We start from the raw sequence: 14,643 nt of genomic DNA on the forward strand, positions 1-14,643 counted from the left end.
TTATCGTAATTCTTATTGACAAGGTTTTTATTCTTGTATTTACCTAACTTGTTGTTTCCAATATTTTCAAAGAACTCTTTTCGATCGCTTATCCTCTATCACTAAAGGCGACCTGTTCTAATAATTTTAATTCCTAAAAGACAGTCGTTACTGCCTCTAAAAGCGGTTGCAAAGATAAAGACTTTTTAAGCTCATCTGCAAGAAAAAAGTAAAGTTTTTTTTATCTTTTTTTTTGCCGGTGTAAAACCGTTTCAACCACAATCTTGTAAAGAACTTTCGCCGTTTAAAGCGGGTGCAAAGATAAAGAATTTAATTCCTAACCTGCAAATGTTTTTTCAACTTTTTTTTAAAGCTAATTGCACTCCTAAGCCCCATGTTTCCTAGTGACTCGTCGAGTTCGTTAACCCTTAAAGCGGGTGCAAAGATAAGAAATAAAAATCTACATATCCAAACCCAAAGTGAAAAAAATTCAAAGAAAAATAAACTCCGGTTTTTGTGAAACAAAAATCACTCCCTAAATCACTCTAACCGTTGCACACTTTCCGTTGAAAGCGGTGCAAAGATAACCTATTATTTTTCCCACTTCCTAATTCTTTTGAAAAGTTTTTTCACAAAAAGAAATAGCTGCCTGATTATCAGAAGCTATATTTTTAATCCGAAAGGGAAAAACAAATTACAAAATTCAAATGAGAATGTCCAGTCTAATGGTGAAGATTTTTTAATAAACGTGACTTTTCTTTATTAAATACAATATTCGGATACTCTCGCTCCAAACGCTCCAGATCATCTAAGGTATTGGTTATGAATTGCTGATGACTAATTGCATCTGCATTAAAAGGTCTGTGGTTAGATGCCACAACAATTTTATCGACCCGCTTCATCACTGCGAGTGTTTGATTAGTCATGTATGTATCGACAAAACGGGACCAAATATAATTTACCGAAGAAGAATTCATATGCAACATATCCTCGGCGTAGAAACGATAGTCTCTTAGTTCATCCATTACAATTTCGTAGGATGGAAAATAGGATACCTGGTCGAATAAATCCACTAATTGTTCTATTGCAAGCAATAACGTTGCTTTACTAAGCTGATTTCCATGCGCTCCATCTTTCCAATGACGAATAGGGCTCACTGTAAATACTATTTTCAAATTTGGGTTGAAAACGGATAAAGAAACAATCAACTTTTTATAAAATTGTACGATTTCATCAACATCTAGGCGATAACGATGAAATTCGCGTGCAGGCAATTTGTGACAATTAGATACTACAATTCCCGTATCGAGCAACTCAAAAACCCAAGAAGTACCGAATGTGATGTATAGAACATCGGAATTTGCCAGATCTAAGGATGACTTTTTAACTTCTGTATTAATAGCATCCAGGCATTCATTAACATCGGTATTTGAAAAACGACCATGATGGGCAAAGCTAAACCACCTTTCATTAGAAAAATTTAGGTCTTCTTCAGTGAACTTTTTATTCTCGATTAGTATTTTTAGACTATTGCCAACACTAATTGGATTATAAATTACCCCAAATGGATTTATATTAACATCGAATTTAAATTTTGCCAGTTGCTCACCAATGCTCTCGGTAAAACATGAACCCAGCATAATTGCCTTAGAATTATAATCGAACTTATCTTGCGAAACTGGAATCTTTACGTTGGTTCTAAAAAGTGTCATATTCTAAATAATTTACTTATTCTCTGCTAATCGAGCGTTCAACCAATTTAATATATCTGCAAAAACCTTTTGATGACAGAATTCATTATGTAGCTCATGATAAGCTTTATCGTATTGAATATGGGTACCATAATTTACAATTTTCTCTGAAAATATTCTACTGGCATTACAATCTGTAATTTGATCGGCATTCCCATGGAGTAATAACAATGGCTTTTTTACTTTGTTCGAATTTTTTAAAATATAGTAACCTGCATCATATGCATCAACAAATAACCGAAAGGAGACCATATGATGAATTAATTCATCCTCATTATATTTGATCCAAACATTCTCGATATGTGATAACTTTTTAGCATCGAAAGAGGTTTTAATACTAAAAGATGGAATAAAGTTGGCCAATGCACGTAGAAAAGGAATTAGAATTTTTGGAGGTGCCTCTTGTGTCACAATCCACGGAGAAGTAGAAATGACGCCTAAATAATTGGATTTTCGGCTAATTAAATGATTTAACACCTCTCCTCCACCCATGCTATGACCGTATAAAAAGCAAGGAATATCTCCAAAATTTGTTTTAATTTCCTCCAGAGCGAAATCGATATCGTTCATTAATTGTTCGTACGAACCAATAACACCTCTTTTCCCACTCGACAAACCATGCCCCCGTTGGTCGTAAGTACAAACAGCAATGTTCTCTTCGACGAATTGTTCGGCCCACTCGTGATATCGAGAAGAATGCTCTCCAATACCATGTACCAAACAAATTACAGCTTTTGGTTTAGACGATGGTTGCCAGACTTGGAAAAACAATTGGTTTTCGTTATCAGTATTTGCATGATAGATATGATGCATTCTTGAAAATTTAATTCGTTCTTTTATCGATAAAATAAATGTAAGAAAATTATAAGGCTTATTCAACGTTCTTTTCCATACTCCAAAGAATATATAATCTATTACTTAGTCATTTTCATTGTTAGCTTTGTTAAGAAAATCGATATTTCGTTTTAAGCCTTTCAATTTTGTTCGTTTTACCGCTGAATTTTTAAATAATTCACCAAATTTATGAGCATCCATTTGCTCCCATTCTAGTTTTGATAAAGAGAGTACATCTGGATTTGGTTCGAATTCGGGAACAGAATGAGCTTTTGCCATACGATTCCAAGGACAAACATCCTGGCAGATATCACAACCAAATGCTCGGTTTTCGAATTTCCCTTTCATTTCTTCTGGAATTTCTCCTTTTAGTTCGATTGTGAAATAGGAAATACATTTACTTCCATTCACCACATAGGGTTCGGTAATTGCACCGGTTGGACAAGCTCGAATGCACTTACTACATCCTCCACAAAAATCTTGATATTTTTCATCCTCGTACTCTAATTCCATATCGATTAACAATTCGCCCAGAAAAAGAAAGGATCCAATTTTACGATTTAGCAAAAGCGAATTTTTTCCAATCCAGCCTAAACCGGCTTTTTTTGCCCAAGCGTGTTCTAATATTGGTGCTGAATCGACAAATGCGCGACCGGAAACTTCGCCAATTTCGGTATTGATGTATTCCAAAAGCTGATTGAGTCGATCTTTTAGTACAAAATGATAATCTTTTCCGTAAGCATATTTTGCAATTATGGGTGCTTTGGGATCTTGTTGCTGTTCTTTGGGAAAATAATTCAGACCCACAACCACAACCGACTTTGTATTTTCTACCAACAAACGTGGATCTAATCGTTTTTCAATATTATTGGTCATGTAAGTCATTTCACCATGGTATTTTTTTTCTAACCACGATTGAAAATTCTCTTTCTCATCTTCCAAAAAGTCAGCCTTTGCGATTCCACAAAGATCCAAACCAAGCTCGAGAGCTTTGGCTTTAATAAGTTTTGATTTAATGGAGAGAGTGAGATTCATGTTGCTAAATTAAGATTGTTAGCGACAATTCGTGATAATTATTTTGCATTTTCTAATGATATTGTATTTCAAAATAAATATTTCAAACTTTTTTCTTGATAAAAAAGTTACAAAAAATCAAGACTATGGACCTCGGCGACCCATTACGGCTCAAAGACTAAAAAAAAGTAATGCTGAAAAAATGATTTAGAATCCCTAATCAAGTCAATTCTATTAGGATTCTTTCCTATTCATCCTTACTAAAGACTCCAATTCATTTTCCCAACGGATTTTTTTCTTAACGTCTTTTTCTCCTATGGGTACCCGCCTGCGTTACCGATGTCAATCCTTTTCGCACAAAACAAAGTGAAAATCCATGGAGATGTTCTGCAAATACCAGACAATTCTTAAACTTAAATTATTTTGCGTTAGGGATTGTAGTGGTTACCCCACAGCGAAGAATGAGCGAGGAGTAAAATATTTTGCATTTTCTAATGAAAATGTATTTACGGATAACTATTTAAAGTGTTTTCCTTTTCTATTTATAACTCAAAACCATTGCACTCTTAAAATTGTTCCACTCTCTAATTTTTCAAAATTATATTTTTTAAAATTGCTTTGTCCTTAAGCCGGACGGCTCTTACTTTTCTCCTTAAATGAGAAAAGTAAGCAAAAGAATCAAGTCAATAGAAAGCTCTTCCGCATTCTAAATCAACTAAAGTAGCACGTGGCACGCTCTATTGACAGCACTCGCTTATAATTTTAAAACTCCAAAACATTATCCATCTAATTGTTTTATCGGTAACTGCAACAAAGACGTATCTCCAAATTCAATGTTGAACCCAAATATTCAATCTGTTTTGCGTTAGGGATTGAAGTGGTTACCCCACAGCGAAGAATGAGCGAGGAGTAAAAACGGAAAGCCCGACCTGAGGAACGAAGGAAACGCCCAAAACAAAATTCGAATTACAAATCGATTTATTTCACATTACATCTATTGATTTAAAACAAAGCTTGCTGATTATTAGTAAAAACCAAGTTACACCCTGACATGAACGGCTTGGTTACAGTCTGAGCATGACCCACAGATGCACAAAAAAGGACTGTAAAAACAGCCCTTTATATTATTTAAAGAAAACCCAGTTCGAGTTTTGCTTCTTCGGTCATCATTTCTTTATCCCAAGGCGGATCGAAAGTTAACACAACGGTTACATCTTCGATTTGAGGTAGCGATTTTGTTCTTTCGTTTACCTCTTCCAAAATTTGATCGGCCATTGGGCAGTTCGGAGCTGTAAGAGTCATGGTGATTTTCACCTCATCCTCCTCGTACATATCCACTTCGTAGATTAATCCCAGATCGTAAATATTTACTGGAATTTCGGGATCGTAAATGGTTTTTAAAACCTCAACGATTATTGCTTCTGTTTCTCTTTTTCCCATTTTATCCTGATTATTTGCTTACATGATTGAAAGCAATTCCATACATTTTAATTTGTTTTACCATAGAAACTAATCCATTTGAGCGAGTAGGTGATAAATGTTGTTTTAAGCCGATTTCATCGATAAATTTAAGGTCGGCATTCATAATATCCTGAGGTGTTTGATTATTGAAAACACGAATTAACAAAGCTGCGATTCCTTTTACGATAATAGCATCGCTATCGGCCTGTAACTTTACAAGTCCATTTTCAAGAGATGCGTTAAACCAAACTTTTGACTGACAACCCTTTATAAGATTCGACTCTGTTTGATGTTTTGCATCTAGACCGGAAAGGTCTGTTCCCAACTCAATTAGATAGGCGTATTTGTCCATCCAATCTTCAAACCCTGCAAATTCTTCAATTATATCCTCTTGAATTTCGTTTATTGTCATACTATAGATTTTAGATATGAGATTTTAGGAATGAGAAAAAATCCCATTCCAAATCTACGAACGTATCTAATTTATATTTTTTTCAGCCGAAAGTTACAATAATTTTCTATCTGTGAAAATCTAACCAACGAACTATTTTACAGCAAACATTTTGCAAACTTTTACTATTCCATTATATAGTACATCGATTTCTTCCTTTGTATTGTAGAATGAAAATGACGCACGAACGGTTCCGTCGATTCCGAAATGCTGCATTACCGGCTCGGTACAATGAGTACCAGTTCTTACGGCAATTCCCATTTGATCGAGAAGCATTCCCATATCGTAGAAATGAATTCCCTTTACTAGAAAAGAAATTACCGAAGTTTTCTCTTTCGCAGTTCCATAAATTCTTAATCCATTAATAGTTAGCAATTTTTCGGTTGCGTACTCCAGCAATTCATGTTCGTGACTATCGATATTTACCATTCCAATACTCTCTACATATTCGATTGCGGCACCTAAGCCAATAGCATCGATATAATTTGGTGTTCCCGCTTCGAATTTAAAGGGAAGTTCGTTGTAGGTAGTTTTCTCGAAACTCACTTCGGCAATCATTTCCCCTCCGCCTTTCCATGGTGGCATTTGGTTTAGCAATTCTTCTTTGCCATACAAAACACCAATTCCGGTAGGTCCGTAAATTTTATGACCCGAAAAAACCAAAAAATCTACATCTAAATCCTGAACATCGATTGTTTTGTGTTGCACAGATTGAGCTGCATCGATTAAAACGCGAACATTTTTAGCATGTGCAATCTCTATTATTTTACGAATAGGATTTATGGTTCCTAAAGAATTGGAGATGTGATTAACCGCAATTATTTTTGTACGTTCGGTAATTAAACCATCCAATTTCTCAATCATCAATTCACCACGATCGTTAAAAGGCAACACTTTTAAAACTGCATTTTTTCGTTCGCAGATTAATTGCCAAGGAACGATATTGGAGTGATGCTCTAATTCAGAAACGATTACCTCATCGCCTTCGAAAATAAATTTTTCGCCAAACGAATTGGCAACTAAATTTATAGATTCAGTTGCTCCGCTGGTAAAAATAATTTCGTGCGAATGCTTTGCATGAATAAAATTCTGTACAATTATTCTTGCATTCTCGTTTCCATCGGTTGATTTGTTACTCAAATAGTGCACACCACGATGAATATTAGAATTGTACTTATAGTAATACTCGGTTAACTTATCGATTACCTGACGAGGTTTTTGAGTAGTTGCAGCATTATCGAAGTAAACAAGAGGTTTACCATGAATCAATTCCTCAAGAATAGGAAAATCTTTACGTACTTTATGGATATCTATGGTCATTCTATAAAATAATCAAATGCATCGCAACAAATACGATGCACTAAGATTAATTAATTCTAGTTTTTGCAGGCAATTGCACAAGTATTACACTTCGAAATTTCGCCCCTTAATCGTGTATCCACTAAAGCATCAATTCGATCTTTAAGTGGCTCTACTCTAATTTTTTCGATTATTTCGTGAGCGAAAGCAAACATCAACATCTGACGAGCTTCTTTTTCATCAATACCTCTTGCGCGAAGATAAAACAATGCATCCTCGTCCATTTGTCCAACGGTTGCTCCATGACTACATTTCACATCGTCGGCATCGATAATTAGCTGAGGTTTTGTATTAATTTGAGCATCGTCGCTCAATAACAAATTGTTATTGGATTGATAAGCTAAGGTTTTTTGTGCATCGGGGCGAACGTAAATTCTGCCTGCAAAAGCTGCGGTGGCTTTTCCATCCATTACACCTTTAAAATGCTCGTTGCTTAAACAGTTTGGTTTCGCGTGATCGATAGAAGTAAAATTGTCGACATGTTGATCTTTATCCATCAAATACATTCCGAAGGTATGATTTTCGCAATGCTCGCCATCTAACAAAACGTGATGATTGTTACGAATAGTTCCTCCATAAAGAGAAATTGTATTCGTAAGCACATTGGAATTTTTTTCCTGACGGATGAATGTAGAATTCAGAATTACAGAATTTAAATGCTGATTTTGCAAGGTATACAAATCGAAGACTGCATTAGTTGCCACATTTATTTCGGTTACCGCATTACTTAAGTATTTGTGGTGCGTTAAAGTATGATCGCAAACAATTATTTTTGCTTGTGCATTTTCTTCAATCACGAATAAATTTCGTTGTGTTGCCAATAAATCCCGGTCGGAACGCAAAAGATTCACTACCTGAATTGGCTTTTCGACTACTACTCCTTTTGGCACGTAAATGAATAAACCATCTTTTGCCAAAGCTGTATTCAATGCTACTAGTCCATCGTCGGCAGGCTTGGCATATTTGCCATAATGCGCCTCGAAAATAGCTGGATATTTTTTCGCAGCCTCCTGAACACCACAAACAATAACTCCTTTGGGTAATTCGGTAAGTGTTTTATTGTTGCCGTAATACCATCCGTTTGTTAGTAATACCATATTGGTATCCAACTCCGGCACATCGCACTGAAAAATATCATTCAAATCCACATCCACTTCCATATAACGAAGATTCACATTGTATGGATGATCGAAAGCAGGTATCAGATTGGTGTATTTGTAATTCTCGTTGGCACGAGTAGGTACGCCTAACTTCTGAAACTGAACGAAAGCTTTTTCGCGAGCCTTATTCATGCAGTTGGAAGAACCATTTGTAAGCAATTCTTTCCCTTGCTCGAATAAATTGGCAAAATCCTTATTTATTGTATCTATGTTGGCCATGTTTTTTTAGATATTAGTCCCGATATGAATCGGGATAAGATTTGAGAAATGAGATAAATCCAATTTCCTACATCTACTATTTTCCGTTTTCTTCCTTAATCCAGTCGTATCCTTTTTCTTCCAATTCGAGAGCAAGCTCTTTACCGGCAGTTTTTACAATTCGACCATCAAACAAAACATGTACAACATCAGGAACGATATAATCTAATAAACGTTGGTAGTGAGTAATCACGATTGTTGAGTTCTCTGCTGTTTTCAATTTATTCACTCCATTTGCTACTACACGAAGCGCATCGATATCCAAACCAGAATCAGTTTCATCTAAAACGGCCAATTTTGGTTCCAACATTGCCATTTGAAAAATCTCGTTCTTTTTCTTCTCTCCACCAGAAAACCCTTCGTTTACCGAACGATTTGTTAGTTTTGAATCGATTTCAACCAAATTTTTCTTATCGCGCATCAGTTTTAAAAAATCGGATGCCGTTAATGGTGCCAATCCTTTGTGCTTACGATGCTCGTTAACTGCAGTTTTCATGAAGTTAACGGTAGAAACTCCAGGAATTTCGATTGGATACTGAAAACCTAAGAAGATGCCTTCTTTTGCACGATCTTCCGGTGCCATATCCAATACGTCTTTTCCTTGAAATACAATCTCACCTTCGGTTACTTCGTATAAATCTCTTCCTGCCAACACCGAAGCCAAAGTACTTTTACCAGCACCATTTGGTCCCATTATAGCGTGAACTTCTCCTGGTTTCACCTCCAGATTAATTCCTTTTAAGATTTCCTTTCCATCGATGGAAACGTGTAAATTTTTAATGCTTAACATCTATATTTAGATTTTTGCCATTAGCGTATTGCCATTGGCTATTAACATTTAGTTTATTCTGCCAGTAAATAATCAACTGGTCTTTGCAAATTAGCTACAAACAATATACTAGCTAAAATTTATATTTATCCTACGGATCCTTCCAAGCTAATTGCCAAAAGCTTTTGAGCCTCAACAGCAAACTCCATAGGCATTTTATTGATTACCTCTTTGGCATATCCGTTTACAATTAAACCAATGGCATCCTCGGTAGAAATACCTCGCTGATTGCAATAGAAAATTTGATCTTCACCAATTTTAGAGGTAGTAGCTTCGTGCTCAACTTTAGCAGATTTATTGCCAATTTCGAGATAAGGGAATGTGTGTGCTCCACATTTGTCTCCTAAAAGTAATGAATCGCACTGAGAAAAGTTACGAGCTCCTTCACAATTCTTGGTTACCTTAACCAATCCCCGGTAAGAGTTGCTGCTTTTCCCTGCTGATATTCCTTTCGAGATAATCGTGCTTTTGGTATTGTTACCAATGTGAATCATTTTTGATCCGGTATCGGCTTGCTGATGATTGTTAGTAACCGCAACCGAATAAAATTCGCTCGACGAACCATCCCCTTTTAAAATAGTAGAAGGGTATTTCCAGGTTACTGCCGATCCGGTCTCCACTTGAGCCCACATCAACTTGGAATTTACACCCTGACAAATACCTCGTTTGGTTACAAAATTATAGATACCACCTTTGCCTTCTTTATTACCCGGATACCAGTTTTGCACGGTAGAATATTTCACCTCTGCATTATCCTTCACAATAATTTCGACAATGGCTGCATGCAACTGATTTTCATCACGCATAGGCGCCGTACATCCTTCCAAATAACTTACGTAACTATCATCTTCACATACAATTAAAGTACGTTCGAACTGACCCGTATTTTCGGCATTAATACGGAAATAGGTAGACAGCTCCATTGGGCAGCGAACCCCTTTCGGGATGTACACAAAAGAACCATCGGAAAATACAGCAGAATTTAAAGCTGCAAAAAAGTTATCCTGAACAGGAACTACTGTTCCCATGTATTCCTGAATTAAATCGGGATGTTCCTGAACGGCATCGCTAAATGAGCAAAAAATAACACCTTTCTCAGCCAAAGCCTGCTTAAAGGTAGTTTTCACCGACGACGAATCCATTACCACATCCACAGCAACATTCGCCAATAGTTTCTGCTCATCTAATGGAATTCCCAGCTTATCGAAAGTGGCACGAATTTCAGGATCAACATCATCCATACTTTCCAATTTCGCTTTCTGTTTTGGTGCCGAATAAAAAATGATATCCTGATAATCGATAGGAGGAATCTTTAAATATGCCCATTCCGGCATTTTCATAGTCAACCAATGACGATATGCTTTTAATCGAAATTCAAGCATAAATTCAGGCTCATTTTTCTTAGCCGATATCATTCTAATAACATCTTCGCTAAGGCCTTTGCCTATATCATCATTTTCAATATCGGTTACAAAGCCATATTTGTAATCACTTTGTGTTACCTCATCTAGTATTTTATCTTGTTCTTCTTTTGCCATGTTATTTAAGTATCAGGTAGAAAGCTTCCAAATCGAATATGATTTTTTATACTTCCTTAAAAGAATTCAATATTTTAAATTAAAAGGGAAGCAGTGAAGAGCTTCATTTCTGTAGAAAAAACTAAAACCATTCAGCGAACTCACAATTGCATGCCCCAATGAAATTTCATGCAAATATAATAAAGTATTTAGATATCTTTTTAAATTGAAGCGAATAAAATACCTAGAAGTCCTTTTATTTAGTGCCGTAATTTAAATGGAAAGGATGCATTTGCGGAGAGAAGATTTCCCAATACTTTTTCAAACTACTTTTTTAATTGAATTTACAGCTCTGTATTTTGCATGCCGCGCAATTAAAAAAAATATTAACCAACCTTACATAAATTAAACCCAATATTTTTTACACTTTGTAAAAAAGGCTGTAAATCAAGAAACATAAGAGATACAGAGTTTATTTAAACCCTACCATTGAAATATTTATCAATATTTAACAAATGAAGGGGTTACCTTTTTAACATTTTAGGAATTAATAGGTAAATCACAACAGCCAACTAATAGTTCAACACATGACACATTTAGAGTTTTTAGAAAAAGTGGAGTTCGTTAAAGAACTAATAACTATTGGAAGTACAGGCACTCCAGCAGAACTAGCCCAACGATTAAACATTTCGGAACGTAGTTTGTATCGAATTATCTCCTCTTTAAAAAATATGGGACACCCAATTACTTACAGCAGATGCAAGCAAAGCTATTGTTATGTAACTGAAAAGGAGGAGGTATGATTGTGAAAAATCTCTCTATAAGGATAAATAGATTCCTTTCGGCAACCTACTATCTATATTATATGATGTTCAATTTAACCGTTATTTAGAATGCCCCAATTACCTTTCTATTATGTGAATCACAACAATCCTAATAACTACAATAAATACAATACAAAATCAATAGGTAAATTAGACTTAATAAAAAATAATCTCACTGCCAAATAGTGGCAGTGAGCTTTCATAACTTGCTTCTCGAGTTTATCAATATGCGCATAACAAAACTCAAAGCCCTAGATCTCGTTCGAGGAGACAAGGGCAAAATTAAAGTTAATATTAATTAAAAAAAATTGTTAAATATGAAAAATTTAGCCGAATTGGATAATTCATATCCATCTTTTTCCGAAATGAAACTATCAAACAAAGAAATGAATTTACTTGCAGGTGGTAGATGTGAATCTGTTTGTTACAAACAATGTACAACAAAGAAAAAAACAACAACAGTTAAAATCGAATGTGGAAATAAGAAAAAAGCCAGTGCACTGGTTCAAGATCTTCCAAATCTAGCGCCTGAATATCCAGGAGAAATAGGTCATATTACTATTATTCATCCTTAAATTAAATGGGTGTCCTATTTATTAGTGACACCTATTTTCATCAAAAACATATGAAATACTTCATCTATTGTATTATGCTCCTTTTGCCGTATTCTGTAACAGGACAGAACAACTATGACACTTTTTTAAAGCAAGACCATCCAACCCCAAACAATTATCTAAAATCGATTTTTAAGCAGAAAGATATTGTTGTCTTTTGCGAAAGAGATCATCCGGAAACCACTCAATACGATTTTTTTTATGGACTTGTTTCTCAAAACTGGTTCATCGAAAATGTTGGAACAATAATTATCGAAGTTGCAACACAAAGTATTCAAAAAGAATTGGATGATTATCTAATTAATGGAAATAATACGTTACTACTTAGTATATGCCGTAATAATACACATAGTCCTTTATGGCAAAAAACCAACTTTCATGATTTTCTGAAAAGAATACATACGTTAAACTTCAGCTTAAAAAAGGAACAAAGGATAAGAATTATAGGTGCAGACATACCGTTTAACTGGAGCAATATCAAAAACAAAACTGATTTAGCTAATTTTAAAAATAGCTCTGTATACTTGAATAGAGATGAATCAATGAGCACGTTTATAATCGATTGGTATAAGAAAGCACCAAAAATTAAAAACAAGGCTTTAGTAATAATGAACTATCGACATTCGTATGGAAATTTATATTCTACTAGTGCTCAAAATTCATATACACCCAACTGCTATAGATTTATTAGAATAGCTTTACCTGAAATCAGCACCAATGTATTTTTGAATAGGTTCACATACTCCAAATTTCTAGGATTAAGAAAGAAGCATGGTAAAGGTAAATGGGATAAATCATTTCTTAAAAACGATAATAAGCCCCTTGGTTTTGCATTAAAAGACTCTCCCTTTGGAATTGACCTATTTGATGATTACCCATATCTTAAAACGGATTTAAAGTGGCAGGATTTTTTTGATCATTTTATATTTTATAATCCAATTAATGAATTCATTAATTCTTTTGGAGTGAAAAACCTTGTTGATGATAGTTTCAAATCTGAATTAACAAGAAGATACCGCCTGTTTGGTAATAAATTATCGGATAAAAAAATTCTAAAAATAAATACAATTAAAACTTATTAAATGCTAGAAAAAATAATAATATTTAATCCTTACTATCATATACATCATGATATAAATAGAGCATTTATCTTAAATGATAATTTTTTTCAAATTGATAACGAAGTTGCAAAATCAGAATTTCATACCTTAATACATCCTATTCAAGCTTCTTTTTTATCTTTTTTTGATGGTGAACATAAACTTTCAGAAATTCTACCTAAAATTGCTAATTTTCTAAGAATATCAGAAGAAGAAGCGCTTGAAAAAGTTAATATGTTTTACTATAACCAGGAAATAAATGTAGAATATGATAATCATGTTTTTGGCCTACCTCCTAACTTACTTATAGAAAAATCAAATGTTCCAAGAAAAACGAAATACAACCCATCTGATTTTTTAATGACCAAGAATTTTTTAGATCTAAAGCAGAATAGATTTAACAAGCCTAATAATTTTACAATTGTTATTAATAATATTTGCTATACAAACTGCAAGTATTGTTATGCTGATAAGAAAGAAGCTCGTCAGTGTCAGTTATCCTCTATGCAATTTGGGAAAATAATTAGTGATGCTCATCAATTGGGAATTAAACAAATTGACATAACTGGAGGTGAGTTATTCCTATATAAAGAATGGTATGAGTTACTTACAGAACTAAAAAACTATAATTACTTCCCATATATATCTACAAAAGTACCAATTAACGAACAACAGATCATAAAGTTAAAAGGGCTTGGTTACGATTTTATACAGTTCTCTTTAGACTCTGCTGATCCACTAACACTTACAGATCTTTTAGATGTCGATGAGAATTACATTTCTAAAGTAAAAGAGACACTAAGCAATTTACAAAAACATGGTTTTAAGGTTACTATAAACACTGTCCTAACCAATAAAAACTCAGACAGAAACCAGTTAAACCAACTTATAAATTTCCTAAACAAGTATGAAAATGTAAAAGAAGTTCAGTTTGCAGTTATGGGTTATTCAATCAATATGACATATGAAAATTATATGGACTATAAAATGAAAAAATCTAAATTGGCTGAATTAGATAAGATTGTAGATGAATTACAATCAGTATATTCGAAGAAAAAAATAGCTATAGCAGGATTTTCAGAAGAAAAAGAATATGTTGCATCCGTAAGTGAAAAAACTAAATCATTTAATGAAAGAGCCATGTGTTCTGGGAATTTCAATAGCTTTATTATGCTTCCTAATGGAGATGTAACCATCTGTGAAGAGTTATATTTTAGAGAAAACTTTATTATGGGCAATCTTCTAGAAAATACAATTGATGAAGTTTGGAATTCAGATAAAGCTAAAAATTTATTCTATTTAAAAAACCTATTTGAAAACAGCCATTCTATCTGCAAGGAGTGCTCAATTATCGATGAATGCAGGATATCTGGTTTAGGAGTTTGTTGGACAGAAATAATAGGTGCTTACGGAGAAAATAATCTAAGTTATCCAGATCCAAGATGCCCACATGCCCCAACATTCAATAAAGAGGTATATTATTAATCTTTAT

The 14,643-nt window shown here is 34.3% G+C and carries 13 protein-coding genes; 4 read left to right on the forward strand and 9 right to left on the reverse strand.

What is annotated here, in order from left to right; translation table 11 throughout:
- Positions 1-701: 701 nt before the first annotated feature.
- From BZG02_RS10850 to sufB, 9 genes are all read right to left on the reverse strand, one after another.
- Entirely contained in the window at positions 702-1,691 is a 990-nt protein-coding gene (locus BZG02_RS10850) for a GSCFA domain-containing protein (protein WP_101261460.1), read from the reverse strand.
- Between the two features lie 12 nt (positions 1,692-1,703).
- A complete protein-coding gene (locus BZG02_RS10855) occupies positions 1,704-2,543 on the reverse strand; it encodes an alpha/beta hydrolase (protein ID WP_101261461.1) in 840 nt (279 codons plus the stop codon).
- A gap of 105 nt (positions 2,544-2,648) precedes the next feature.
- Positions 2,649-3,599 (reverse strand): tRNA epoxyqueuosine(34) reductase QueG, encoded by a 951-nt coding sequence (gene queG / locus BZG02_RS10860; protein ID WP_101261462.1) that lies wholly within the window; start codon positions 3,597-3,599, stop codon positions 2,649-2,651.
- 1,107 nt (positions 3,600-4,706) lie between these two features.
- Entirely contained in the window at positions 4,707-5,018 is a 312-nt protein-coding gene (locus BZG02_RS10865; protein WP_101261463.1) for a metal-sulfur cluster assembly factor, read from the reverse strand.
- 10 nt (positions 5,019-5,028) lie between these two features.
- On the reverse strand, positions 5,029-5,451 hold the full coding sequence (locus BZG02_RS10870) for a SufE family protein (RefSeq protein WP_101261464.1): 423 nt from the start codon (positions 5,449-5,451) through the stop codon (positions 5,029-5,031).
- Positions 5,452-5,583: 132 nt separating this feature from the next.
- A complete protein-coding gene (locus tag BZG02_RS10875; RefSeq protein ID WP_218972225.1) occupies positions 5,584-6,810 on the reverse strand; it encodes a cysteine desulfurase in 1,227 nt (408 codons plus the stop codon).
- A 56-nt stretch (positions 6,811-6,866) separates the two neighbouring features.
- Entirely contained in the window at positions 6,867-8,228 is a 1,362-nt protein-coding gene (gene sufD, locus BZG02_RS10880; protein WP_101261465.1) for a Fe-S cluster assembly protein SufD, read from the reverse strand.
- Positions 8,229-8,304: 76 nt separating this feature from the next.
- On the reverse strand, positions 8,305-9,057 hold the full coding sequence (sufC, locus tag BZG02_RS10885) for a Fe-S cluster assembly ATPase SufC (protein ID WP_101261466.1): 753 nt from the start codon (positions 9,055-9,057) through the stop codon (positions 8,305-8,307).
- 125 nt (positions 9,058-9,182) lie between these two features.
- The gene (gene sufB, locus BZG02_RS10890) at positions 9,183-10,634 is read right to left on the reverse strand and encodes a Fe-S cluster assembly protein SufB (RefSeq protein WP_101261467.1); all 1,452 of its coding nucleotides are present in this window, start codon (positions 10,632-10,634) and stop codon (positions 9,183-9,185) included.
- 566 nt (positions 10,635-11,200) lie between these two features.
- Between sufB and BZG02_RS10895 the strand changes: the two genes are divergently transcribed.
- From BZG02_RS10895 to BZG02_RS10910, 4 genes are all read left to right on the forward strand, one after another.
- Positions 11,201-11,416: an HTH domain-containing protein gene (locus tag BZG02_RS10895; RefSeq protein ID WP_101261468.1), complete on the forward strand. Its 216-nt coding sequence runs from the start codon at positions 11,201-11,203 to the stop codon at positions 11,414-11,416.
- A 338-nt stretch (positions 11,417-11,754) separates the two neighbouring features.
- Positions 11,755-12,012, forward strand: coding sequence for a hypothetical protein (locus BZG02_RS10900; RefSeq protein ID WP_101261469.1), 258 nt, complete (start codon positions 11,755-11,757; stop codon positions 12,010-12,012).
- A gap of 50 nt (positions 12,013-12,062) precedes the next feature.
- Positions 12,063-13,133 carry a hypothetical protein gene (locus BZG02_RS10905; RefSeq protein ID WP_143470454.1) on the forward strand — a complete coding sequence of 357 codons (1,071 nt, stop codon included), beginning with the start codon at positions 12,063-12,065 and terminating at the stop codon, positions 13,131-13,133.
- Positions 13,134-14,636 carry a radical SAM/SPASM domain-containing protein gene (locus BZG02_RS10910; protein WP_101261471.1) on the forward strand — a complete coding sequence of 501 codons (1,503 nt, stop codon included), beginning with the start codon at positions 13,134-13,136 and terminating at the stop codon, positions 14,634-14,636. It abuts the gene before it with no gap.
- Positions 14,637-14,643: the final 7 nt, after the last annotated feature.

Origin of the sequence: Labilibaculum filiforme (genome assembly GCF_002843315.1) — a bacterium.
In the GTDB taxonomy this organism is placed as follows: Bacteria; Bacteroidota; Bacteroidia; order Bacteroidales; family Marinifilaceae; genus Labilibaculum; species Labilibaculum filiforme.

Bases quoted from the DNA above. Each gene is read 5' to 3' on its own strand.
- BZG02_RS10905 (WP_143470454.1), top strand. From the start codon at position 12,063: ATGAAATACTTCATCTATTGTATTATGCTCCTTTTGCCGTATTCTGTA.
- BZG02_RS10875 (WP_218972225.1), bottom strand. From the start codon at position 6,810: ATGACCATAGATATCCATAAAGTACGTAAAGATTTTCCTATTCTTGAG.
- sufB (WP_101261467.1), bottom strand. From the start codon at position 10,634: ATGGCAAAAGAAGAACAAGATAAAATACTAGATGAGGTAACACAAAGT.
- sufC (WP_101261466.1), bottom strand. From the start codon at position 9,057: ATGTTAAGCATTAAAAATTTACACGTTTCCATCGATGGAAAGGAAATC.
- BZG02_RS10865 (WP_101261463.1), bottom strand. From the start codon at position 5,018: ATGGGAAAAAGAGAAACAGAAGCAATAATCGTTGAGGTTTTAAAAACC.
- queG (WP_101261462.1), bottom strand. From the start codon at position 3,599: ATGAATCTCACTCTCTCCATTAAATCAAAACTTATTAAAGCCAAAGCT.
- BZG02_RS10855 (WP_101261461.1), bottom strand. From the start codon at position 2,543: ATGCATCATATCTATCATGCAAATACTGATAACGAAAACCAATTGTTT.
- BZG02_RS10900 (WP_101261469.1), top strand. From the start codon at position 11,755: ATGAAAAATTTAGCCGAATTGGATAATTCATATCCATCTTTTTCCGAA.
- BZG02_RS10895 (WP_101261468.1), top strand. From the start codon at position 11,201: ATGACACATTTAGAGTTTTTAGAAAAAGTGGAGTTCGTTAAAGAACTA.
- sufD (WP_101261465.1), bottom strand. From the start codon at position 8,228: ATGGCCAACATAGATACAATAAATAAGGATTTTGCCAATTTATTCGAG.
- BZG02_RS10850 (WP_101261460.1), bottom strand. From the start codon at position 1,691: ATGACACTTTTTAGAACCAACGTAAAGATTCCAGTTTCGCAAGATAAG.
- BZG02_RS10870 (WP_101261464.1), bottom strand. From the start codon at position 5,451: ATGACAATAAACGAAATTCAAGAGGATATAATTGAAGAATTTGCAGGG.
- BZG02_RS10910 (WP_101261471.1), top strand. From the start codon at position 13,134: ATGCTAGAAAAAATAATAATATTTAATCCTTACTATCATATACATCAT.